This window comes from Daejeonella sp. AP26 (assembly GCF_056680515.1).
In genome coordinates, this window is the sequence record NZ_CM155286.1 from 1617188 (window position 1) to 1639954 (window position 22767).

Annotated in this window: 13 protein-coding genes; 7 read left to right on the plus strand and 6 right to left on the minus strand. The window is 41.6% G+C overall.

Annotated elements, in window-relative coordinates; translation table 11 throughout:
• Positions 1-78 precede the first annotated feature (78 nt).
• Together AC1MCB_RS07010 and AC1MCB_RS07015 are read left to right on the plus strand one after the other, a co-directional pair.
• Positions 79-1044 carry a KpsF/GutQ family sugar-phosphate isomerase gene (locus AC1MCB_RS07010; RefSeq protein WP_479968027.1) on the plus strand — a complete coding sequence of 322 codons (966 nt, stop codon included), beginning with the start codon at positions 79-81 and terminating at the stop codon, positions 1042-1044.
• A gap of 15 nt (positions 1045-1059) precedes the next feature.
• A complete protein-coding gene (locus AC1MCB_RS07015; protein ID WP_479968028.1) occupies positions 1060-2142 on the plus strand; it encodes a mannose-1-phosphate guanylyltransferase in 1083 nt (360 codons plus the stop codon).
• Here AC1MCB_RS07015 and rlmB read toward each other — a convergent pair.
• Positions 2135-2917, minus strand: coding sequence for a 23S rRNA (guanosine(2251)-2'-O)-methyltransferase RlmB (gene rlmB, locus AC1MCB_RS07020; protein WP_479968029.1), 783 nt, complete (start codon positions 2915-2917; stop codon positions 2135-2137). The two genes, AC1MCB_RS07015 and rlmB, sit on opposite strands and share 8 nt — an antisense overlap.
• A gap of 288 nt (positions 2918-3205) precedes the next feature.
• On the opposite strand from rlmB, the gene dnaB reads away from it, so the two are divergent.
• Positions 3206-4771: a replicative DNA helicase gene (gene dnaB / locus AC1MCB_RS07025; protein ID WP_479968030.1), complete on the plus strand. Its 1566-nt coding sequence runs from the start codon at positions 3206-3208 to the stop codon at positions 4769-4771.
• Positions 4772-4784: 13 nt separating this feature from the next.
• Here the strand turns inward: dnaB and chrA are convergent, their stop codons facing one another.
• Complete coding sequence (chrA, locus tag AC1MCB_RS07030; protein WP_479968031.1) at positions 4785-5987, minus strand: chromate efflux transporter; 1203 nt, start codon at positions 5985-5987, stop codon at positions 4785-4787.
• Between the two features lie 9 nt (positions 5988-5996).
• Complete coding sequence (locus AC1MCB_RS07035) at positions 5997-6332, minus strand: tetratricopeptide repeat protein (protein ID WP_479968032.1); 336 nt, start codon at positions 6330-6332, stop codon at positions 5997-5999.
• Positions 6333-6377: 45 nt separating this feature from the next.
• Here AC1MCB_RS07035 and AC1MCB_RS07040 point away from each other — a divergent pair, with 45 nt between their 5' ends.
• From AC1MCB_RS07040 to AC1MCB_RS07055, 4 genes are all read left to right on the plus strand, one after another.
• Entirely contained in the window at positions 6378-7115 is a 738-nt protein-coding gene (locus AC1MCB_RS07040) for an electron transfer flavoprotein subunit beta/FixA family protein (RefSeq protein ID WP_479968033.1), read from the plus strand.
• A 21-nt stretch (positions 7116-7136) separates the two neighbouring features.
• Positions 7137-8114 (plus strand): electron transfer flavoprotein subunit alpha/FixB family protein, encoded by a 978-nt coding sequence (locus AC1MCB_RS07045; protein WP_479968034.1) that lies wholly within the window; start codon positions 7137-7139, stop codon positions 8112-8114.
• Between the two features lie 54 nt (positions 8115-8168).
• A complete protein-coding gene (locus tag AC1MCB_RS07050; protein ID WP_479968035.1) occupies positions 8169-8765 on the plus strand; it encodes a bifunctional nuclease family protein in 597 nt (198 codons plus the stop codon).
• A 77-nt stretch (positions 8766-8842) separates the two neighbouring features.
• A complete protein-coding gene (locus AC1MCB_RS07055; protein ID WP_479968036.1) occupies positions 8843-10117 on the plus strand; it encodes a NupC/NupG family nucleoside CNT transporter in 1275 nt (424 codons plus the stop codon).
• A 64-nt stretch (positions 10118-10181) separates the two neighbouring features.
• Here AC1MCB_RS07055 and AC1MCB_RS07060 read toward each other — a convergent pair whose 3' ends face one another.
• From AC1MCB_RS07060 to AC1MCB_RS07070, 3 genes are all read right to left on the minus strand, one after another.
• Positions 10182-11468, minus strand: a complete 1287-nt coding sequence (locus AC1MCB_RS07060; RefSeq protein WP_479968037.1) for a citrate synthase — start codon at positions 11466-11468, stop codon at positions 10182-10184.
• A 321-nt stretch (positions 11469-11789) separates the two neighbouring features.
• A complete protein-coding gene (locus AC1MCB_RS07065; RefSeq protein WP_479968038.1) occupies positions 11790-12332 on the minus strand; it encodes a hypothetical protein in 543 nt (180 codons plus the stop codon).
• 83 nt (positions 12333-12415) lie between these two features.
• Positions 12416-22366: a putative Ig domain-containing protein gene (locus AC1MCB_RS07070; RefSeq protein WP_479968039.1), complete on the minus strand. Its 9951-nt coding sequence runs from the start codon at positions 22364-22366 to the stop codon at positions 12416-12418.
• Positions 22367-22767 lie beyond the last annotated feature (401 nt).

Consider the following 22767-nt stretch of genomic DNA (forward strand, 5'->3'; position numbering starts at 1 on the left):
AAGATTGAAAATGAGGGTAAAATTATTAATAAAAAACATACTTTTGCGCTAAAATTGCACTTAAATAAATATTCCTGATTGAAAACCAGCAAAGAAATTTTAGAAATAGCACGGAAAACAATTCGGATTGAAGCTGATGGATTAACAAGACTTTCAACTCAATTAAATGAAGATTTTGCTACCATAGTGCATAATATATTATACTTAAACGGGCGGGTTATTGTTACAGGAATTGGTAAAAGTGCAATCATAGCTCAAAAGATCGTAGCAACCTTAAACTCGACAGGAACCCCCTCAATTTTCATGCACGCGGCAGACGCCATTCATGGAGATTTGGGGATGATTCAAAACAATGACTTGATCATTTGTATTTCAAAAAGCGGTAATACTCCCGAGATTAAAGTTTTAGTTCCACTGTTGAAGCAGGCGGGTAATACACTTGTAGGCATGGTTGGCGACCTTAACTCTTTTCTTGCCCAACAGGCAGACCTTATACTGGATACAACTGTCGAGTTGGAAGCCTGTCCTCATAACCTGGCTCCAACAACTAGTACAACCGCCCAGTTGGTTATCGGTGACGCACTGGCTGTGTGCTTGCTTGAAAGCCGAGAGTTCACGAGTGCCGACTTTGCAAAATTTCATCCTGGCGGGGCATTAGGAAAACGTCTATATCTAAAAGCTGGCGATCTTTCCAGCCAGAATGAAAAACCGCAAGTGTTACCTTCCACCGCTGTTCGCGAAGTTCTGATTGAAATTACAAAAAACCGGCTTGGTGCGGTGGCGGTTATTGAGAACGATCAGATTGCGGGAATAATCACGGATGGAGATATCCGCCGAATGATGGAAACCAATAGTTCCATTGACAGTTTAGAAGCCCGGGACATCATGAGTAAATCTCCCAAGCATATTGACAAGGATGAACTGGCAGTGAAAGCTCTGGAAATTATGAGGGCCAATAATATCACCCAGCTTCTGGTGAGTTCAGAAAATAAATATCACGGTATTGTCCACCTTCACGATTTGCTCAAAGAAGGAATAATTTAATATTATACAGCTTAAATGAAAGATAACTACGTACTCATAATGGCAGGCGGGATAGGAAGTCGTTTCTGGCCCGTAAGCCGGGCATCCCATCCCAAACAATTTATCGATATCCTGGGAACCGGCAAGACTCTCATTCAGCAGACGTATGAACGCTTTTTAAAGATCGTACCTAAAGAGAATGTATTCATTATTACCAATGATCTTTACAAATCTTTGGTAAAGGAACAACTGCCTGAGCTTGCAGATTCCCAGATTTTGGCGGAGCCAATTATGCGAAACACGGCACCTTGCATTGCATATGGCTGTCATAAGATCCATAAGATAAATCCCAACGCTTGTGTGGTAGTTGCGCCGTCTGATCATCTCATACTCGACCCTGAGGGTTTTATCAAGGCAATCAACCAGTCACTTAAAACCGCATCTGAACAAGATTGTCTCATTACGCTTGGAATTAAACCTTCAAGGCCTGACACTGGTTATGGATATATCCAATTCAATTCATCAACAATAAACGGTGATTTCCATAAAGTGAAGACTTTTACTGAAAAACCTAATCTGGACTTAGCAAAAACGTTTATTCAAAGTGGTGAATTTCTGTGGAATGCAGGGATTTTTGTATGGTCAGTCAAAAACATCATCAAGGCATTCAGTCATTATTTACCGGAGATAAACGACGTCTTCAAAGAAGGGGAAGCCGTTTTCAATACTGCGGCTGAGCAGGCATTTATTCAAAAAGCTTATTATCAGTGCACCAATATCTCTATAGATTACGGCATTATGGAAAAAGCTGACAATGTATATGTTCTTCCGTCCGAATTCGGCTGGTCGGATTTGGGTACCTGGGCTTCAGTTTATGAGCTTGCAGATAAAGACTATGTAGGAAATGCGGTGATGCCGACTGACCGGGTTATTATGTATGATTCATCAAATTGCATGGTGAATGTTCCAAAGGAAAAGCTGGTCATCTTACAGGGCCTGCATGATTTCATCATCGTAGAAAACAACAATACGCTGCTAATTTGTCCAAGAGACGAAGAACAGAACGTTAAACAGGTTGTTGCAGATGTGAAGCAACGGTTTGGCAGCGAGTTTATTTAAGCGTGCGTTGACGTATCGCCTCATATATCATTATTCCAGCTGAAACGGAAACATTCAACGATTCAATTTCGCCAAACATTGGAATTTTAGCGAGATGGTCCGCTATGCGGATCAGCTCATTTGAAATTCCATCTTCCTCTGAGCCCATGATGATGGCGGTGGGTATAGTATAGTCGGGCTGATAGAGATTTTCATTTGTTTTTTCTGTGCAGGCCACCAACTGCAGACCAGATTCCTGTAAGAAGGATGCTGTTTTCGCAAGGTTGTCATGCCTGCAAACCGGAATTGTATACAGCGCGCCCGCTGATGTTTTTATAGCATCCGGATTGATTTGGGCCGACCCTTTTAACGGAACCACAATAGCATGTACACCGGCACATTCCGCAGTGCGTGCGATGGCACCCATGTTCCGCACGTCCGTTATTCCGTCGAGAATTAATATTAATGGAGTTTCACCTTTTTCAAAAACGGCAGGAATTATATCTTCTATCTTCTGGTAGATAATCGGTGAAATGAAGGCGATCACACCCTGATGATTTTTTAAGGTAATGCGATTTAACTTTTCAACTGGAACTTGCTGATAAGTCAGATCATTTTGTTTAGTAATTTCCTTCAGTTCGTGAAATATATCTCCTCCTAACCCTCGCTGCACATAAAGACTTTCTATCTCTTTCCCACTTTTGATAGCTTCAATAACTGCTCGAATCCCAAACACCATTTGGTTAGATTCGCGTTTTTCAAAGTTACGTTTGTTGGAGAATGAGTTAGTGTTCATTTGTTTTTTTTATAAGGCTTCGAAGGTAACTATAATTTATGTTTTGAGTATAATATACCTCAACTATCACCTTTGAAGCTGGGATTGTTAACATCTCTAAAAGTTATAAACATACGGTTTAAACGATGTGAGACGGATATTTCCGACTGGATAAACAGGTTATCAACATCTTGTGTGAACAACAAAGATTGAAAGAGGCATGAATATCAGTTAGTGTGATTTGCTAAAAAATTTGGATGTGAACAACTTTGAGTAGCTAGCACCTCTTTTTAATTTACTTTTGAAGCTATGAATTCAGAGAGCAGTCAGGACTTTAGCCGGAGTAGTAAAACTCCAACAACTGACAGAAGAACCCGACTAAGTGGAGTTACAAGTGGGCTTGGAAAATTACCTCCGCAGGCTGTTGATCTGGAGGAAGCAGTACTTGGAGCGTTGATGTTGGAAAAGGATGCACTCTCCGCGGTGATTGATATTTTAAATCCGAACGTTTTTTATAAAGACAGTCATCAAAAAATATTCACAGCCATCCATACTCTGTTTCAAAAATCTTCCCCAGTTGATATCTTAACTGTTACGGCTCAATTGCGTCAGCAGGGAGATCTGGAAATGATAGGTGGTGCTTACTACATTACTGAATTAACCAACCGGGTAGCATCAGCGGCTAATATTGAGTACCACGCCCGTATCATTTCTCAAAAATTTATACAGCGAGAGTTAATCCGGATTTCTACCGAAATAATTAGCAATGCTTATGAGGATACCACGGATATTTTTGATTTGCTTGATAATGCAGAAAAGAACCTTTTTGACATCGCTCAAAACAATCTTCGACGTGACTCCAGGAAAATGGATGATATTATTCGAGAGTCTCTGGATAATCTGGAAAAAATTAAAGACCGTGTAGACGGTTTAACAGGAGTAGCTTCGGGATTTACTGCATTAGATCGAATCACATCCGGCTGGCAACCTTCTGACCTGGTTATTATAGCCGCCCGCCCGGCAATGGGAAAAACAGCCTTCGTTTTAAGTTGCGCAAGAAATGCAGCAGTTCAGTTTAATAAACCTGTTGTTGTGTTCTCATTGGAGATGTCTTCCGTTCAATTGGTCAATCGTCTGATATCCGGAGAAGCTGAAATTGAACAGGAGAAAATCCGTAAAGGTCAGTTAGCTGAATGGGAGTGGCAACAGCTGCATTCCAAAATTGGGAAGTTAACAGAGGCTCCCCTGTTCATAGATGACACTCCAGCGTTAAACATTTTTGAATTCAGAGCAAAATGTCGTCGACTGAAAGCCCAGTACGATATACAACTTATCATTATCGATTATTTGCAATTAATGCATGGCAAAGGAGAAGGCAAAGGCGGTAATCGAGAGCAGGAGATCGGTAGTATCTCCAGAGCGTTAAAATCTGTCGCTAAAGAGTTAAACGTTCCGGTTATTGCGCTCTCGCAATTAAGCCGAGCTGTAGAATCACGTCCGGGAGCCCAAAAGAAGCCAATGCTTTCCGATTTAAGGGAGTCAGGATCAATTGAGCAGGATGCAGATATGGTATTATTCCTGTATCGCCCTGAATACTATGGTTTAACTGAGGATGAGCAAGGGCGCTCAACAATCGGTGTCGGTGAAGTAATTATTGCGAAGCACAGGAACGGTGAAACAGGTACAGTTCCATTACGGTTTGTAGGTAAATTCGTTAAGTTCACAGACCTGGAAGAGGATTTCTCTAGTCCAACCTCCTTTAGCAATTCAGATCCTTTTGCTGGGATTAGCCCGTCACAAGATTTTGAGAAGCCGAGTAACTTTATAATCCGGCCGTCAAGAATGGATGAAATGGATGACGAACCGCCATTTTAATATTAATGTGGCATTAGAGTATTAATCCTAATAATACGCCCGCAAAAATTAACATAGGTGCTGGCACCCGGCTAAATGTCAGAAATAAAAATGTAATGACAATAACTGAAATGGATAAAGGAGTTATCCCAATAGGTTGAAGTAAAAAGACTATAGCTGCCGTTAGAAACCCAACTGAAACGGCATTTATCCCTGACAGCGAGTTTTTTATTCGGCTGATCTTTTTCAGATCGTTCCAAAATGGAACAATGAAAAGAATGAGTATAAGCCCCGGAAGGTTAATACCTAGTGTGGCTACCAAGCTACCCAGCATTTGACCAAGGACACCATATCCCGCATTTTTAAGCGTAATCCCGCCGAGAAAGGAAGAAAAGGCGAATGTGGGTCCCGGAATAGCTTGCTGAAAAGCAAACCCTGTCAAAAACTGATCAGCACTTAAATACTTCTTCATCTCCACAAATTCAGTAAACATATAAGGAACTAAAACCTGCCCGCCGCCGAATATTAAAATGCCGTTACGATAGAAATTTTCAAACAAGCGAATTGGCAAACTGAATGGTGAAGTTCGGTTAATAATAGCACCTAAAGCGGCAAACAATAACAAGATACCTATGAAATAGGCAATCTTCTTCGGATTTACCTTTGAAAAGAGCTTAAATCGCAGCTCGCTTTCTTCTAACGGGGTATCTATTGCAGATGAAATTATTCCACCAAGTAAGATCAGGATTGGAAATACATAGGCGTTTCTTAGAATTAATGTTGCTATTAGCGATGAGATGGCCAACCATATCGCTGTAGGAGTTTTTAAAATTGATCTGGCTAAAACGAAAGCAGCAGAAGCAACGATTCCAACAGCTATTGGCTGTATAAATTTGAGTACTGTTTCAAATTTTTGCTTTTCTCCTAAAAAGGAATAGCTTATGGCGGCAAAACTCATAAGACTGGCCGAAGGCAGTATCCAAATAAAAAATGTGATAATAGCTAGCGGCAGGCCCCCGACTTTGTAGGCTATCCCCACCAAGGTTTGTGTTGAAGCGGGCCCTGGAAGTACTTGAGTCAACGCATTTAACTCTAACAGCTCGCCTTCCGAAATATAATTTCTCTTTCTAACGAACGTATTAAGCATTATACCGATGTGTGCTTGTGCACCCCCAAAAGCGGTTAAGGTATACCATAACACATCACGTAAAAAAATTAACTGACGCTTGCTGATCACAAAACAGAATTAATCATCTTCATAATCCTGTCCAACAGCTGAATTATATACCGCCTGTAATTCTGAAAAAGTGTGGTTATCCTTAGATTTTCTTGCAACCGACATACCGTCCTGATAGGTTTTGATAGCGTCGGTTTTGCGGTCTAAAGCTTCATATAGCTTACCCAAATGGTAATAGGTTCCCACATAATCCGGATGATTATGAATGAGATCTTCGTAATAAAAAAGTGCTTTATCTGCTTCGTTCGAATTTAAATACTCGGTTGCAAGAGCATATTTTAAGAAAGGATCGTTGGGTTCATTTTCAAGGAAATCAAGAAGCTTTTGTAATCGGTTTCGTTGCATTTAAATTTGGCTTTTTTAAGTAGATTTGCAAAAACAGAATTCTATATGAAAGTATTAGTATGTGTAAGTAATGTTCCGGATACTACAACAAAAATAACCTTTACCGATCAAAATACGCAATTTAACTCGGCAGGTGTTCAGTTCATACTGAACCCGTATGATGAGATTGCTTTGGCTCGCGCTATTGAGCTTTGTGAAAACGGAAAAGGAACTGTAACCGTAATAAATGTTGGAGAAGCAAGTACCGAGCCCACAATCAGGAAGGCGCTGGCCATTGGAGCTGATGACGCCGTAAGGGTAAATGCAGCACCTCGCGATGCTTATTTTGTATCCTATCAAATTGCTCAATATGCTAAAGAAAACAGTTTCGACCTAATCCTAACAGGACGGGAGTCCATAGATTATAATGGTTCACAGGTTGCTGCCATGATTGGAGAATTTCTAGATATGCCATCCATCTCTATTATTAAGAAGCTGGAATTAAATGATGGAACCGCTACAGTTCAGCGTGAAATTGAAGGAGGCAAAGAGATGCTCACTGTACTTTTGCCGCTTGTTGCGAGTTGTGCAGAAGGGGTAGCAGAGCCGAAGATTCCGAATATGCGCGGGATCATGTCAGCACGTACCAAGCCGCTCCAGGTTATTGAGGCAAAAGAGATTGAAAAGATATCTGAATATAAAAATTTTGAAACTCCGGCTCCCCGGGGTACAGTTACCATGATTGATGCGAGCGAAACAGAGAAACTTGTTAATTTATTACACACCCAGGCAAAAGTTATCTAATCAGATCTAGAGGAAAAAAGTATGTCAGTTTTAGTATATGTAGAAAATGCCGACGGCAAGTTTAAAAAATCAATCTTTGAAGTTGTTTCTTATGCGAAAGCAGTAGCCGATCAATTAAACTCTAATCTTACAGCAATCTCTATTGGTGGTGTGAGCAATGAAGATTTGAGCAGTTTAGGGAAATATGGAGCAACAAAAGTTTTAAATGTTTCTAACGAAAAATTAAAAACATTTGTAAACCAAGCGTATGCTTCCATTATAGCAGAGGCTGCTAAATCCGAAAGTGCAAATGTGATAGTTTTGGCTAACTCATTTACCGGAAAAGGGTTGGCACCACGAATTGCGGTTAAGTTACAGGCGGGATTAGCTGACAGTGCTATTGAACTTCCTGAGCTGACTGATGGGAAGTTTATTGTTAAAAAAACAGCCTTTTCAGGAAAAGCGTTTGCCCATATAGAGTTAACATCAGAGATCAAAATTATCGCTTTAAATCCTAATTCTTATCAGGTAAGTGAAAATGGCAACGTTGCGTCAGTTGAGGATTTTCAATCTCAAGCTAGTGAATCCGATTTCAAAACAATGGTTCAGGAAATTGTAAGAGCAACTGATAAAGTATCATTGCCAGAGGCAGAATTAGTTGTTTCAGCAGGGCGTGGAATGAAAGGTCCTGAAAACTGGGGAATGATTGAGGAACTTGCCAACGTATTAGGCGCAGCAACTGCATGTTCAAAACCGGTGTCGGACGCGGGATGGCGTCCACACGAAGAGCATGTCGGACAAACAGGTATTGCTGTTAGCCCTAATTTATACATAGCCATCGGAATATCAGGAGCGATTCAGCACCTTGCCGGTGTTAGTTCTTCAAAAACTATTGTTGTTATCAACAAAGATCCGGAAGCACCGTTCTTTAAAGTAGCTGATTATGGAATAGTTGGTGATGCTTTTGAAATAGTGCCGAAATTAACTGAAGCAATCAAAGCTTACAAAGCTCACGCCTAACATACCTACAGATTTAGGGCTATCAAATTGAGAGCCTTAACATCCGATATAATTATGAAAAAAATCAAGTTAGACATTGTCGGTTTATCTTATAGTCAAACTCAATCCGGAGCTTATGCCCTTGTTTTAGGCGAAGTGAACGGCAGACGTCGGTTACCGATAATTATTGGAGGGTTTGAAGCGCAAGCAATCGCTATCGAGATTGAGAAAATGACGCCAAGCAGGCCTTTAACTCATGATTTATTTAAATCCTTTGCTCAGGCTTATCATGTCAACATCCTTGAGGTTATCATCTATAATTTAGTAGATGGTATATTTTATGCCAAACTAATGTGTAATGATGGCAAAAAAACAGTAGAAATTGATGCGCGAACTTCAGATGCCATCGCCCTAGCCGTGAGATTTGAATGCCCGATATATACATACGAATTTATTCTTGCCACCGCTGGTATTGTCATAGAGGGAAATGATTTCGTTTTTCTTGAGAATATTGAAGCGACGACTGAAGAGAAAGTCGCGACTTCATCTTCAAATTATACCTCGTTGTCAGATGAAGAGCTGAAAATTAAATTGCAGGAAGCTCTGACCGAAGAAGCTTACGAAAAAGCAGCAAGAATCAGAGACGAAATATCCAGACGTAAATCGTCATAAAGAATAATCTCCTTCCTACATTAGCAGCTTTAATTCCTATTTATAAATTTCCAGCTTAATCCAGTTTAAATTCTTTTATGGAGAGATTTACCGGCCTTATTGGCATTATTCTCATTTTTGCTATCGCCTTTCTTTTATCTAATAACCGAAAAGCCATTAATTACCGGGTTGTATTATCTGGACTGGCGGTTCAGCTATTTCTAGCCGTCTTTATTTTAAAAATACCACTAGGTAAAACGATTTTTTCATATCTGGGAGCTGGCGTTACTAAGATATTGAATTTTTCGCAGGCTGGCGCAGCCTTTGTATTCGGCCCTCTTGTGAACGTAGAATACATGACTAAGGCGTTTGGAGTCGGCCATGACTTCATTTTCTTTTTCAACATCATCCCTACAATCATTTTTGTGGCCGTGCTGGTAAGCGTTGCATATTACCTTGGAATTATGCAGCTGATTGTTAAATTCTTCGCTTTCATAGTATACAAATTGATGAAGGTTTCGGGTTCAGAAGCGCTTTCCAATGTTGCGAGTGCGTTTGTTGGACAGGTAGAGGCCCAAATTATGATCAAACCCTATTTAAAAGGAATGACAATGTCAGAACTGCTAGCATCTATGGCGGGTAGTATGGCTTGTATTGCCGGAGGTGTTATGGCTGTTTATATTGCCTTAGGTGTTCCGGCTGAGTACTTGATAGCTGCCAGTTTAATGGCGGCGCCAGGCGCTCTTGTTATTTCAAAGATTGTGTGGCCCGAAACAGAGATCTCTGAAACTAAGGGAAAGGTATCTCTTGATATTAAAAAAACAAACGCAAATTTGGTGGATGCCATTTCACATGGAGCAAGTGAAGGTTTGAAAGTAGGGTTAAATGTGATTGCCATGCTGATTGGTTTCATAGCAATTATAGCTCTTGTTGATTATGTGTTGGGCAAAATTGGTTTAGGATTAGATAGCTTAGGAATGTCTCTGGCATTTATCGGAATAGAATTGAAAACATTGAGCCTGAACCAGATATTGGGTACTATCTTTTCTGTGTTTGCTTACGCCATGGGCGTACCCGGAAAAGACATACAGGTTGCTGGTTCACTTATGGGCACCAAAATGGTGATTAATGAATTTGTTGCCTACTTGGATTTAGCCAAAATTAAGGAAACTTTGGACCCAAAAACATTGCTTATTACTAGCTTTGCCCTTTGTGGATTTGCTAACTTCAGCTCAATTGCGATTCAGGTTGGGGGAATCGGGGAATTGGCGCCAGAACGGAGAACTGACCTTGCAAAGTTGGGCGTAAAGGCTTTGATCTGCGGTACTCTTGCTTCTTATTTATCAGCAACTATTGCAGGAATCTTAATGTAATAAGGCATTTATTTTATAACAGAAATCCCGACCTGATAGATCGGGATTTCTGTTATAAGTAGTTCTATCTTTCCGATATATCCTGAAATTGTCGGTTCACTTCACCAGTGTAAATCTGCCGAGGCCGCCCGATAGGCTCCTTATTTTCACGCATTTCTTTCCATTGCGCAATCCATCCAGGTAAACGTCCTAGTGCAAACAGAACCGTGAACATATCAGTTGGAAAGCCAAGTGCACGGTAAATAATTCCGGAGTAGAAATCAACATTGGGGTATAATTTGCGTTCTACAAAGTATGGATCATTTAAAGCAGCAGCTTCTAATTTTTTGGCGATATCCAGGATAGGATCATCTATTCCTAATTTCTCCAATACCTCATCACATGCCTTCTTTATAATTTTTGCTCTCGGATCAAAGTTCTTGTAAACCCGGTGACCGAATCCCATTAATCTGAAGTTATCATTCTTGTCCTTTGCTTTGTTTATCCATTTGTCAGTATCTCCCCCGTCTTCCTTGATTTTTTCAAGCATTTCGATGACGGCCTGATTAGCACCGCCGTGCAGGGGTCCCCAAAGGGCTGAGATACCTGCAGCTATTGAAGCGTATAGATTACAATCTGAAGAACCAACCATCCGCACAGTTGAAGTAGAGCAATTTTGTTCATGATCAGCGTGTAGAATCAGCAATGTGTTCATTGCACTTACTACTACCGGATCAATTTCTATTTCTTCTGTCCGCTGACCAAAAGTCATGTTCAAAAAATTGGTTACATAATCATATTTATTCTGAGGGTAAATAATAGGATGGCCCATTGATTTCTTGTAGATCCATGACACCACAGTCGCCATTTTAGCAAGTAGCTTAATCATAGTCAGATTTTGCTCTTCAGCAGTCTGTTCAGGATTCAACGACTCCGGATAAAACGATGACAGAGAAACAACTAATGACGATAGCTGACCCATAGGATGAGACTTTGACGGAAAACCATCAAAGAATTTCTTCATGTCTTCATGGATCAATGTATGTCTTGAGATCTCAGATTGAAAATCGACTAACTGTTTCTGCGTTGGAAGATCTCCATAGATCAAAAGATAGGTAACCTCCAGAAATGACGATTTCTCTGCAAGTTCTTCAATTGAGTATCCCCGATATTTTAAAATACCTTTTTCGCCATCTAAATAAGTAATCGCGCTCTTGGTTGCTCCGGTGTTTTTATAACCTGAATCCAGAGTTATATAACCTGTTAATTCCCGGAGTTTAGAAATATCTAACGCTTTCTCATTTTCAGTTCCCGTAATAACAGGAAGTTCAAATGTGCTATCACCTAGTTTTATGGTTGCAGTTTCTGACATATTATTTTTCTTATGAAACAAAATTAATTAAATCCATGTCTTTAGCATGAATTATTCAGGAATCCTTTGCAATAATAATGTTATAATTAGAATGCAAAATGTTTTCTTATCCATTTCTATGATAAAGGTCGTTTAGATGTGATGACTATGTTCGAAAGAGACTTTATGAGAGGATGTGGGAAGTCGAAGATATGAGGAGCGTAGCGTAAGCAGTGTGTATTCTGATTAGCACAAGATGTAGATTCTGCTATCGCACTATATGATTATTCTAAAACAAAAAAGTCCCGCCGAAACGGCGGGACTTCAAAAATCTTTTGGAGATTATTTACTTAATTTAAAGCCGTAAGCAACTCTCAGAGCTACCTGCCCCAAGTTACTGCCATCTTGTGCGAAGCCTTCATAACGTAATCCCAAGTCGATACCAGTGTTGGTACCTATACCAATACCCGGAGCATATACTAAAGCCGTTCCTTGTCCTTCATCTGTACCAAATGCCGCACCAACTTCTCCAGAGATGTAGAAACGTGCAACCGGGAAAATCTTGATTCCAGCTTTAACAGGTATAAAACCTAAACTTTCATATCCCAAAGCAGCCTTTGATTCATCCTTAACTGAGAAATTAGTGTATCCCGCGGATAGAGTTCCGGAAATATTGCTGAAAAAATCCTTTTGCAAACGAAGATCACCACCTAACGCAATGTTATAATTATCATTAGTTGGTAAACCTGCACTCACTCCTGCACCTAATCTCCAGGCTTGAGAATCTGTTTGCGGCTCCGAGGTTTGTGCACTTGCTGTATTGACTCCTATAAATATTGCGAACGCAGCTACTGCGGATGCAATCAGTTTTGTAGATCTTATCATATTTGTTGTACGGTTATTTTAACCGAACATCGCTAAACAAGCATTATGCCAATAATATAGATTTCACTTTAAAGATCTGATCGTTAATTGATTATTATTTTAGCCGTTTTCTTCTCATTTTGATCGTTAGTGATAATCATATAGTAAACACCCGGTATCAGATGATGGGAATTTAAATCGAAGCTGACTGTACTTACGCCCTTCTCAAGGTTCACTTTTGGAAATTCAATTGCACGACCTAGCGTGTTGAACATTTTGAAACTCCATTCACTTCGATCTTTCACACTAAATGTTATCGAGAAATACTTTTGAGCTGGGTTTGGATGAATCGTTAATATTTCGTCTTCAATATTGCGCTTACGTATGTTTAATGACAAATTTAAGGGCATGGATTCAGTAGAGAGAGCCTGTGGAGATGTTTCTGCAACATAGATTTCGAAGCTGATACTGTCGGCCAAATTGGTTTCATCTGTAACAATTATCGACACTGTGTACCTACCCGCCTCGTCAGTCACAAAACCCGATATCCTCCCTGATTCCACATCAATTGCAAGGCCTTCAGGCATTCCGTTTGCCAAAAAAGCATAGACGGGATTTATATCAGCGTCCGATACCGCTAAATAATATTCCCAAAAATCACCCGGTGCTAAATTTACAGGGGCTGGCGTGCTCAGTATAGGCCTGTTATTAACCATCATATTAAAACTCATCTGATCTTTTGCATTATGGTTGTCTGCTACGGTTACTGTAATCGGGTAATCGCCGCTAGAATTAGTTGCTGTTCCTGAAATGGTACCTGCATTATTGATATTTAATCCTTCGGGCAGGCCTGTAGCGCTAAACGTTAAAATAGCATCCTGATCAGGATCATTAGCTAACGTTTGATAATTAAACGGTTCGTTTGCAACGACTACCAGATTGTTAATCGCGGTAATCTCTGGGATCCTGTTGCTACTACTCACCGTAATGTTTAACTGCCTCTCAATTCCAGATAGGCCATGTTGATCTGTTACTGTTAACGTAGCGCTATATTCACCAGGCAAAGCGGTTACAGTCCCAGAAATTAGTCCCCTACTACTACTGATCGTCAAACCTTCTGGCAGATCAGTCGCTAAATAAAGTAAGCCTGTCGTTCCGTCCTCTGGATCATTGGCAATCACTTGATAGTTGAAGTCTGAGTATTGAATAATAGCCTGAACCACCGGCTGGGTAATTACCGGAGCTTGGTTGGCGTTGCTCACCGTGATCTTAAAGCCGATAGCGGCAGCTGCCAAACCATTCTTGTCTTCGACATTTAACGTCACCTCATACTCGCCCGCTAAGGCAGTCACGGTACCTGAAATCAGTCCGGTAGTTGTGTTGATTGTTAGGCCTTCAGGTAGACCGCTGGCTGAATAAACCAGCCCGCTAGTCCCGTCTTCGGGATCACTGGCCTCCACCTGATAACTGAACGACTCGCTCCGGGTAGCCGTGCGGTCACCCACACTGGTAATTACCGGAGCCTGGTTGGCGTTGCTCACCGTGATCTTAAAGCCGATAGCGGCAGCTGCCAAACCATCCTTGTCTTCGACATTTAACGTCACCTCATACTCGCCGGCTTGGGCAGTCACTGTACCCGAAATCAGTCCGGTCGCTGTGTTGATCACCAGGCCTTCCGGCAAACCATTAGCCGAATACGCCAGCCCGCTGCTTCCGTCTTCCGGATCACCGGCCTCAACCTGGTAACTGAACGACTCGTTACGCGTTGCTCTAAGGTCACCCCCACTGGTAATCACCGGAGCCTGGTTGGCGTTGCTCACCGTTATCTTAAAGCTGACAGCGACAGCGGCTAAACCATCCTCATCCTTGACATTTAGAGTCACCTCATAGTCGCCGGCGATGGCAGTCACTGTACCCGAAATCAGTCCGGTTGCTGTGTTGATCACCAGGCCTTCCGGTAAACCATTAGCCGAATATACCAGGCCGCTGCTTCCGTCTTCCGGATCACTGGCCTCAACCTGGTAACTGAAGGACTCGCTCTGGATAGCCGTAAGGTCACCCACACTGGTAATCACAGGAGCCTGGTTAGCGTTTCTCACCGTAATTTGAAAGCTCACAATCACAGCTGCCAAACCATCCTTGTCTTCGACACTTAATGTCACCTCATAATCGCCGGGTACAGCGATCACTGTACCTGAAATCAGGCCGGTCGCGTTGCTGATTATCAGCCCTTCCGGTAAACCACTGGCCGAATACACCAGCCCGCTTTTACCGTCTTCCGGATCACTTGCCTCGACCTGGTAACTGAAAGACTCGGTCCGGATAGCCGTCCTGTCGCCTACACTGGTAATCACGGGAGCCTGGTTGGCGTTGTCCACCGTGATCTTAAAGCCGACAGCGACAGCTGCCAAACCATTCTTGTCTTGGACCCCTAACGTCACCTGATACTCGCCGGCTACGGCAGTTACGGTACCTGAAATCAGGCCGGTGGATGCGTTGATCACCAGGCCTTCTGGTAAACCATTAGCAGAATATACCAAGCCGCTGGTCCCATCTTCCGGATCGCTGGCCTCCACCTGGTAATTGAAAGCCTCGTTCCCGATAGCCGTGCGGTCACCCGCACTGGTAATTACCGGAGCCTGGTTGGCATTGCTCACCGTGATCTTAAAGCCGACCGCAACAGCTGACAAACCATCCTTGTCTTTGACATTTAACGTCACCTCATACTCGCCTGCTAAGGCAGTCACGGTACCTGAAACCAGTCCGGTAGTTGTATTGATTGTTAGGCCTTCAGGTAGACCGCTGGCCGAATAAACCAGCCCGCTGGTCCCATCTTCCGGATCACTGGCCCCCACCTGATAACTGAACGACTCGCTCCGGGTAGCTGTGCGGTCACCCGCACTGGTAATTACCGGAGCCTGATTGGCGTTGCTTACTGTGATCTTAAAGCCGACTGCAACAGCTGACAAACCATCCTTGTCTTTGACATTTAACGTCACCTGATAATTGCTGGCTACGTCAGTCACGGTACCTGAAATCAGTCCGGTGGATGTGTTGATCATTAGTCCTTCTGGTAAACCACTAGCAGAATACACCAAGCCGCTGGTTCCGTCTTCGGGATCAATGGCCAGGACCTGGAAACTAAACGACTCACCTCGGATAGCCGTGCGGTCGACCCCACTGGTAATCACCGGAGCCTGGTTGATTTGATTGATAACATTAAAGTTAATCGTTAAGGGTGTTCCTGCTATACCACCTGTGGAAGTTGAGTAGGGTGTGGCCTTCAATGTATATGACCCAACAGTGGGAGTCCATGAATTATAGTTACCGTTGGAATCGCCAAATAAAGCGTATGGAGCTCCAGTTTCAGACTGATTACGCGTTTGTGTTCCAGTGAGTGCGAAAACGACTCTGCCAACAATCGAAGGACTGGTATTTGCCCGAATATTAAGATTTCTACTTTGAAGTGTGGCCAAATTTAAAGTTGTATTACTTTCAATCGTTTGAATCTCTTGATCGGTGTTAGCATTTATCAGCGAAAAGCTCAAAACTTGCTGACCATTAGATGATGGATTAACTATTACTGTTACCCGATCAGAAGCACTGCTTAAAAGTTCCTGATCTTTGACGATCAGATTGAAAATATATGTGCCAGCTGATAAGTTGCTTACTGTCGGTTCTTGAAGTGAGCCGTTTAAAACAGCAGTAGAAGGACCGCTAATCTGGCTCCATTCATAAGTTACATTCGCACCATCTTCGGGATCTGAGCCCCAGCCATTTAAAATGACACTCGAAGTGGGAAGCGTTATAGTTTTATCTAGGCCTGCGTTAGCAGTGGGGACCTGGTTATTAGTCCCATCTGATTGAAAATATACCGCAATCCCTGAGATTTTGGCATTATCGATAATCTTAGACAGAGAGATATTAAGCACTCCATCGCTTACCTGTAAATTTTCAGCTTTAATAACAGATGCCGCATATCGCCCTCCATAATCTTTATACAGGTCTATATTCTGTAAGGCAAATTGACCACCTTCTATGCTTACATTGAATATCCTTCTTCCGGATGCTGAAAAATATAATTCAGCAAAATGCAATTCAACGGTATACTTTCCACTATTAGGAACAGGAATATTGTAACTAAAATTGCCAAATCTTTCCGTTTGATAAAGAGCATCGTTAACCGTATTACTGATTGGATTCAACGCACTAAAAACAGTTCCTCCGGTGAAATACTGATCAGCTTTCCATTGCTCATTTCCAAACTGAACACCAGGTCCACCGGTGTTAATACGAATAACTTCTGCTAAAGACACAGTGGTAGCAGGTTCAACATTAATTGTGAAGTTAGTTGACGCAGTACCATTGTCCTGATCTGTAACTGTTAAATTTACAGTGTGGGTACCGGTTACGTCGAACACATTTCCGGAAATCAAACCTGTGCTAGAGTTGATTACCAACGAGGCAGGCAAATTTAATGCTGAATAAGTTAGTACATCTGCTGAATCTGGGTCGGAAGCATTGATTTGGTAGTTTACAACCTGATTTACTTTTACTACTAAATTTGCGGGTTGAGAAATCTTGGGCGGATTATTAGCTCCTTTAACTGTAAGTAAAAAACTTGTAGAAGCGGCCAGACCCTCTTGATCTGATACACTTAAGGATACAGAATAAGTGTTAGGACTCCCGGTAACCGTACCTGATATTAATCCTGTACTTGCATTAATTACCAAAGATGCAGGAAGATTTGAAGCCGAATATGTTAAAACACTATCCAGGTCAGGGTCTGATGCGATCACCTGATAATTAAAAGTTTGGCCAACTTTCCGACTAAAGTTGTCAGGTTTGGTAATCACTGGTGGCAGATTAGAATCAGTTATGGTAATCTTGAAATCAGTGCTGCTTGACAATCCCTGTTGATCACTGACCGATAACAAAACTGTAAAAGTTCCTGCAGGGGCTGTGAGACTTCCTGATATCAAGCCCGAGGTGGCATTAATACTTAAAGAAGGAGGTAAATTAGTAGCGGAGTATGTCAAAACGAACGCTGAGTCCGGATCCGATGCAAGAACCTGATAGTTAAAAGCCTGACCAGAAGTTAAGGTCATATCGGAAGGCTTGGTAATCACTGGCTGCTGGTTTGGGCTATTTACAATAATTTGGAAATTGGTGCTGCTTGATAACCCCTGTTGATCGCTGACCGATAACATAATAGTAGAAGTTCCGACAGAAGTTAAAGTACCTGAGATTAACCCAGTGGTAGGATTAATTGTTAAGGAAGAGGGTAAATTACTAGCTGAATATGTCAAAACTGACCCTAAATCATTGTCGGATGCGATAACTTGATAGTTAAAAGACTGACCATTTGAAACGGTTATATTTGGGGGTTTTACAACTACTGGTGCGGAATTCTCAATAGTGGTACTTGATTGAAGAAACACAGCTATTCCAGAAATTTTAGCATTGTCAACCACATTGGTAAAGGAAAAGTTTAAAATTCCATCCACCACCTGAATATCTTGGGCTCTAATGACGATCGCTTTGAAAGGTCCTCCGTAATCCCGGTTTAAGTCAGCATCCTGCATCCGAAACTGCCCATTTTCAATATCAGCAGTGAATATTCTAGAACCGGAGTTTTGAAAGTATAACTCTGCAAAATGTAGCTCTACTGTATATTTACCTTGCTGAGGTACCGGAATTGAATAAGTCATATTTCCAAACCGTTCTGTCTGGTAAAGCACATCATTTGTTGTGTTGCTTATTGACACAGTGTTTTTGTAAACTTTTCCACCGTTGAAATTTTGATCCGCTTTCCACAGCTCGGTTCCTAATTGAAGGTTAGGACCACCCGCATTAATTCTTACTACTTCTGTCAAATTTGCTGAGTTTGAACTAGGTACGGTAATAACAAAATTTGTAGTGGCTGATAAATTAAACTGATCTTTGACCGTCACATTTATTGTGTAAGGTCCGGCTCCCGCAGAAACAATTCCTGAGATGATACCTGTATTTGGATCAATCATTAAGGAAGACGGGAGATTTGTTGCGCTATACGTTAACGTCGCTCCAGCATCCGGATCTGATGCACTAATTTGATAAGCCCAACGCTCTCCAGAAGTTAAGGTGATATCTTCAGGCTTAGAAACTGTTGGGGGACGGTTTGGCGCATCTGACTGGAAAAAAACAGAAATTCCAGAGATCTTAGCATTATCGACAACATTCGCTAACACTATCGTTAACAGGCCATCGTTAACCTGTACATTTTCCGCACGTGTAACTGAAGCAGCAAATCTACCCCCATAATCTTTAAAAAGGTCAATATTCTGCGCGAGGTACTGGCCATTTTCAACATTTATATTAAAAATCCTTCGGCCTGAACTTGTAAAATATAATTCTGCGAAATGCAAGTCAACCGTGTACTTTCCACTTTGCGGAACAGGAATATTATAGGTCATATTCCCAAATCTTTCGGTCTGATAAAGTACATCATTTTCGGTTTTACTAATTTCTGTGTTACTGCTAAAAATTTTGCCTCCGTTAAAATATTGATCTGCTTTCCAAAATTGATCGCCATACTGGACGTTCGATCCCCCAGTGTTTATTCTTATTACTTCTGTCAAAGTTTGAAGAGTTGAATTAATAACTTTTATATAATCCCAGGAAGCGGTGTATGGACTTTTATCACCGCTAGTAGCTATTAATCCAACTGCTAAAGCGTTATTATCTTGCAATACTCTCAGCACATTGCCAGTCATGGTAAGCACCGGGCCAACGCTAACAGGCACTGTACTTGAGTTTGTTTTATACTTACACTGAACTAAGCCTGTAGCGGGATTGATATCTATGAAAAGATCAATTGCACTGGCAGATAGAATATTAGCAACGGGGAATATATTCTGGTAACTGATCTCTCCGCCATTTTCGATAAGGATTTGAATTCCCGGATTCCCATTGTTAGCATGCAAAACTAACTTAAGATAATTATCCTGATCTCCGGTGCCAAAGTACATTCCTTGGGATTGACTCCCCAGTTGGCTTCCAGATGCACCATCAAAAAATGAAGAGCCGAGAATCTTACCTTGAATAGTAAATGGCAAGGTATTCTGATTCACATTTATGCCAAATTGAAAAGCGTATTTTTGATCATTGGTCAAGGCATCACCCGAGTCTGCAGGAGCGGTAGCAATTCCGACAGCTCCGCCCATTACTAAATTTGGTTTCTCAATATCATAGTTTTCCTTATAATCGGTGGTATTATTACTCATCAATCCCGTAAAACCTAAACCAAATAAGCCAAAACCGGGATTTCCATTTAGGAAAGGATAATCTATAGGCATACTGGTTGAAGTACCATTAAATTTATCCAACGAAAACTTATCAACGTTATCATCAAGTCCGTCATTATCATCGTCAGGGTCAATAAGATTGGAAATTTCATCTAAATCAAAATCATCGGGTTTACTAGCCGAAGAGCAAGGATCTGTACCATTCGCCGTTTCATCACCATTACTAAAACCATCATGATCATCATCCATTAGAAAATTGTTTACATCGCCTGTACAATTGGCAACGTAAACGGCAGTCGACATCGAATTAGTCTGCCCGTTTCCACCTTGTTGATTGGCACCAGCACATAAGAATAACTTTCCCTGGTAATAGATCATTTGAGTAGCATGCCTGCCGATATTAAGGCTCGGTTTTGTCAGCCAACTATTATTCAGCGGGTTGTAAGCTTCAACCACAGATAGCGCCGAACTGGAGGTTGCAATTTCACCACCTGCCACTACAAGTTCGCCATTCACGAAAGCGACGCCTGGAGCACCCCGTTGAGTAGGTATCTGAGTTGGAGTCGACCATGTATTACTTTCGATATCAAACACATTTACCTCGGAAATTGTATTCGCTGCAAAATCCGGATAATGAGTTTGGCGACCTGCGGCAACATATATTTTACCGTTGCTAAGAGAGGCCATAAAATGATCTCTGGCTATCGGCGCATCCGGTAAAATTCTCCAGACACCGGTTTGAGGATCGTATTCATCAACCCAGGAAACCCAGCCGTCACGATGTCCGTTTTGAATTCCGCACACAATGTAAAATTTGTTGTTATGTAGTACTACGCCTGATGACCCTCGCCTTCGGTCTGCGGGGATCGACGCTCCAATAGACCAGGTATTGGTTTGAGGACTATATTTATAAATATTTTGTACAGGTACTTCATTGGGATATGAACCGGTCATTGCGCCAATTGCATAGATTTCATCATTGTAAACTACTGCCTGAAAATGGTGTAATTCTATGGGCGATGCAGCTCCTAAAGACCAGACCTTAGTTACAGGGTCAAAGATATTCACGTTCTTTTCAACGCGACCACCAATAAGATAAAATTTCCCATTAACCTCAGCAAAACCATTTTCATGTCGTACGGGTGGAATAGTGCCGGACGAATTATACACCACATTGCTCCAAACTTCGGTTGGAACAACCGGCTCAAAAACTGTGATACTACTCGCTCCATAGGTTACAGCCCATACCGTACCTGGAAAAATATCATTATCACCCTGAGCTATCACATCAAGTGGTTGACTTCCAAAGCCTCCTGCTAATACTGAAACCGAAACTACAGATGTACCTGTCGAATTCAATTTAATACGGTAAATGTTTCCATCAAAAGACGCAGCAAGTAAATCGCCTCTTAATTCACCATTGAAATTAGCCGCCGAAGTATACTCAGCTATACCATTGGTAGAAGATCCCCAGGTATATAAGGCTCCGTCATTTACTCCCGGATTTCTATAATCTGCTTCAACCGGGTCGGCCATGGTAACTGGCACCGGAGGCCAGTCTACAGTTGGATTAAGGGAAAACATCCCTAACCCAGTAGTGTTATTAAAAGCATACAGTCCTGCTCCGGCAGGATTAGCTCTTATAGGATTAGGGTGACCACCATAAATAGGCGCCAGTCCCGGCGCAGAAACCAGATGCAAATTATCGCGGTTATTTACCTTTGCATCACTTATGCCCGCTGCAGTAGAACCCGGTTCACCGGGAACATAATTATTAGTCACACCAGACGTTCCCTCCTTATCGGGATAGCCTCCCCAACCTCCGTTAGCACCGTTGTCTATGGTATACATCCGCCCCTCCCTCCCCGGAGTTTTGGTGATAAGCAGATCATAGGCGTTTCTATACCCGGCAGAATGGATTTGAACGGGTCCGTTGAAAACTAGTTTAGCCTGGTTAACACCGTCATTTCCACCCCAGGGATCGTTTATATCTGAATTGTTTGCTCCGCTATTGGCTCTGGTCGGATCATCAAGTGTCGGTAAAGTATAGCTTCCTCCAAACTGTGTCTCAATCGTATTCAAGTCAATTTTCAAAATTGCCGCAGATAGTGCATACTCTGTAATAAAAGCAAAATTATTAGAAGGTGAACCCGCGTTTGTATGTCCGCCAGACGCGATATATAACGTATTAGTCGCTAACTCTAATGTCAGACCGTTCGAAGAATGATTCTCTTCCGAGCGCGGCAAACCCTTAACGATATCGGTTTTTACCCAGGAAGTACCATTCCACGTTAATTTTGAAAGGATCCCCGAGTTAGTGTCAAGATTTTTATCTCCGGCAGTGCCGCCTCCACCTATCCTGGGATCACTTGAACAAACATAGATAATTGGATTGGCAGCCGTGCCCACTACCAATAGTCCGGTTACTTGCCTGGTGTTGATAGCAGTATTAGGAGATCCATCATCATCATGATTTGGAATATTTCGAATCAAATTAATGGTTTCGGTGCTAGTTACGGAATAACTATTTGTAGCATTCTTTTGAATTGTATATGCGAAGATGGTTCCATTCTGTTGCGAAACGTATAACCTGTTATCAGGGCCGAATTGCAACGAAGTAGGATTAGTTAAATTTTCACCTACAAGCGCACTTGATCCAAAATTAATTGTAGTTTGGGCTATTGAAAGCGTAGAATTAGAACCCATAAGAAACACCAGAGCAATCAAAATGCTCGAGTAAAATCTTACGTGGAGAGCGTAATTTTTCATTTAAAGTTACTAATAAGATTAAAAATAGAAGATATAGGCTGAAAATTAAGTTAATAAATAATTACTTAAAGTAAAGAATAACGAGCGATTATTCATAAAGTTTTTGATTTTTAACTTTCTGTAGTCGAACAATCGTATGCATTAAATTGAGGCCTGTTTACCAAAAAATTTCATTGTTTGTAGGGGCGCAATTACTGATGAAGCAGCGGTTAACTATACTGACTTTCAACAAAGGTGATTGTAGAATCGCTGTAAGTGTCTACTACGACGCGTCGTCTATTGGGCTTCAATTGCTGACTAAAATGTAGCTAATTCTGGATCTGGATCCGAGACTTTATAAACAAAAAAATGGGCAAATTGACCTCGTCAATTTGCCCAAAATTATTATTCGACTATAAGCT

Bases quoted from the DNA above. Each gene is read 5' to 3' on its own strand.
- AC1MCB_RS07015 (WP_479968028.1), top strand. From the start codon at position 1,060: ATGAAAGATAACTACGTACTCATAATGGCAGGCGGGATAGGAAGTCGT.
- rlmB (WP_479968029.1), bottom strand. From the start codon at position 2,917: ATGAACACTAACTCATTCTCCAACAAACGTAACTTTGAAAAACGCGAA.
- dnaB (WP_479968030.1), top strand. From the start codon at position 3,206: ATGAATTCAGAGAGCAGTCAGGACTTTAGCCGGAGTAGTAAAACTCCA.
- AC1MCB_RS07035 (WP_479968032.1), bottom strand. From the start codon at position 6,332: ATGCAACGAAACCGATTACAAAAGCTTCTTGATTTCCTTGAAAATGAA.
- AC1MCB_RS07040 (WP_479968033.1), top strand. From the start codon at position 6,378: ATGAAAGTATTAGTATGTGTAAGTAATGTTCCGGATACTACAACAAAA.
- AC1MCB_RS07045 (WP_479968034.1), top strand. From the start codon at position 7,137: ATGTCAGTTTTAGTATATGTAGAAAATGCCGACGGCAAGTTTAAAAAA.
- AC1MCB_RS07050 (WP_479968035.1), top strand. From the start codon at position 8,169: ATGAAAAAAATCAAGTTAGACATTGTCGGTTTATCTTATAGTCAAACT.
- AC1MCB_RS07055 (WP_479968036.1), top strand. From the start codon at position 8,843: ATGGAGAGATTTACCGGCCTTATTGGCATTATTCTCATTTTTGCTATC.
- AC1MCB_RS07060 (WP_479968037.1), bottom strand. From the start codon at position 11,468: ATGTCAGAAACTGCAACCATAAAACTAGGTGATAGCACATTTGAACTT.
- AC1MCB_RS07065 (WP_479968038.1), bottom strand. From the start codon at position 12,332: ATGATAAGATCTACAAAACTGATTGCATCCGCAGTAGCTGCGTTCGCA.
- AC1MCB_RS07070 (WP_479968039.1), bottom strand. From the start codon at position 22,366: ATGAAAAATTACGCTCTCCACGTAAGATTTTACTCGAGCATTTTGATT.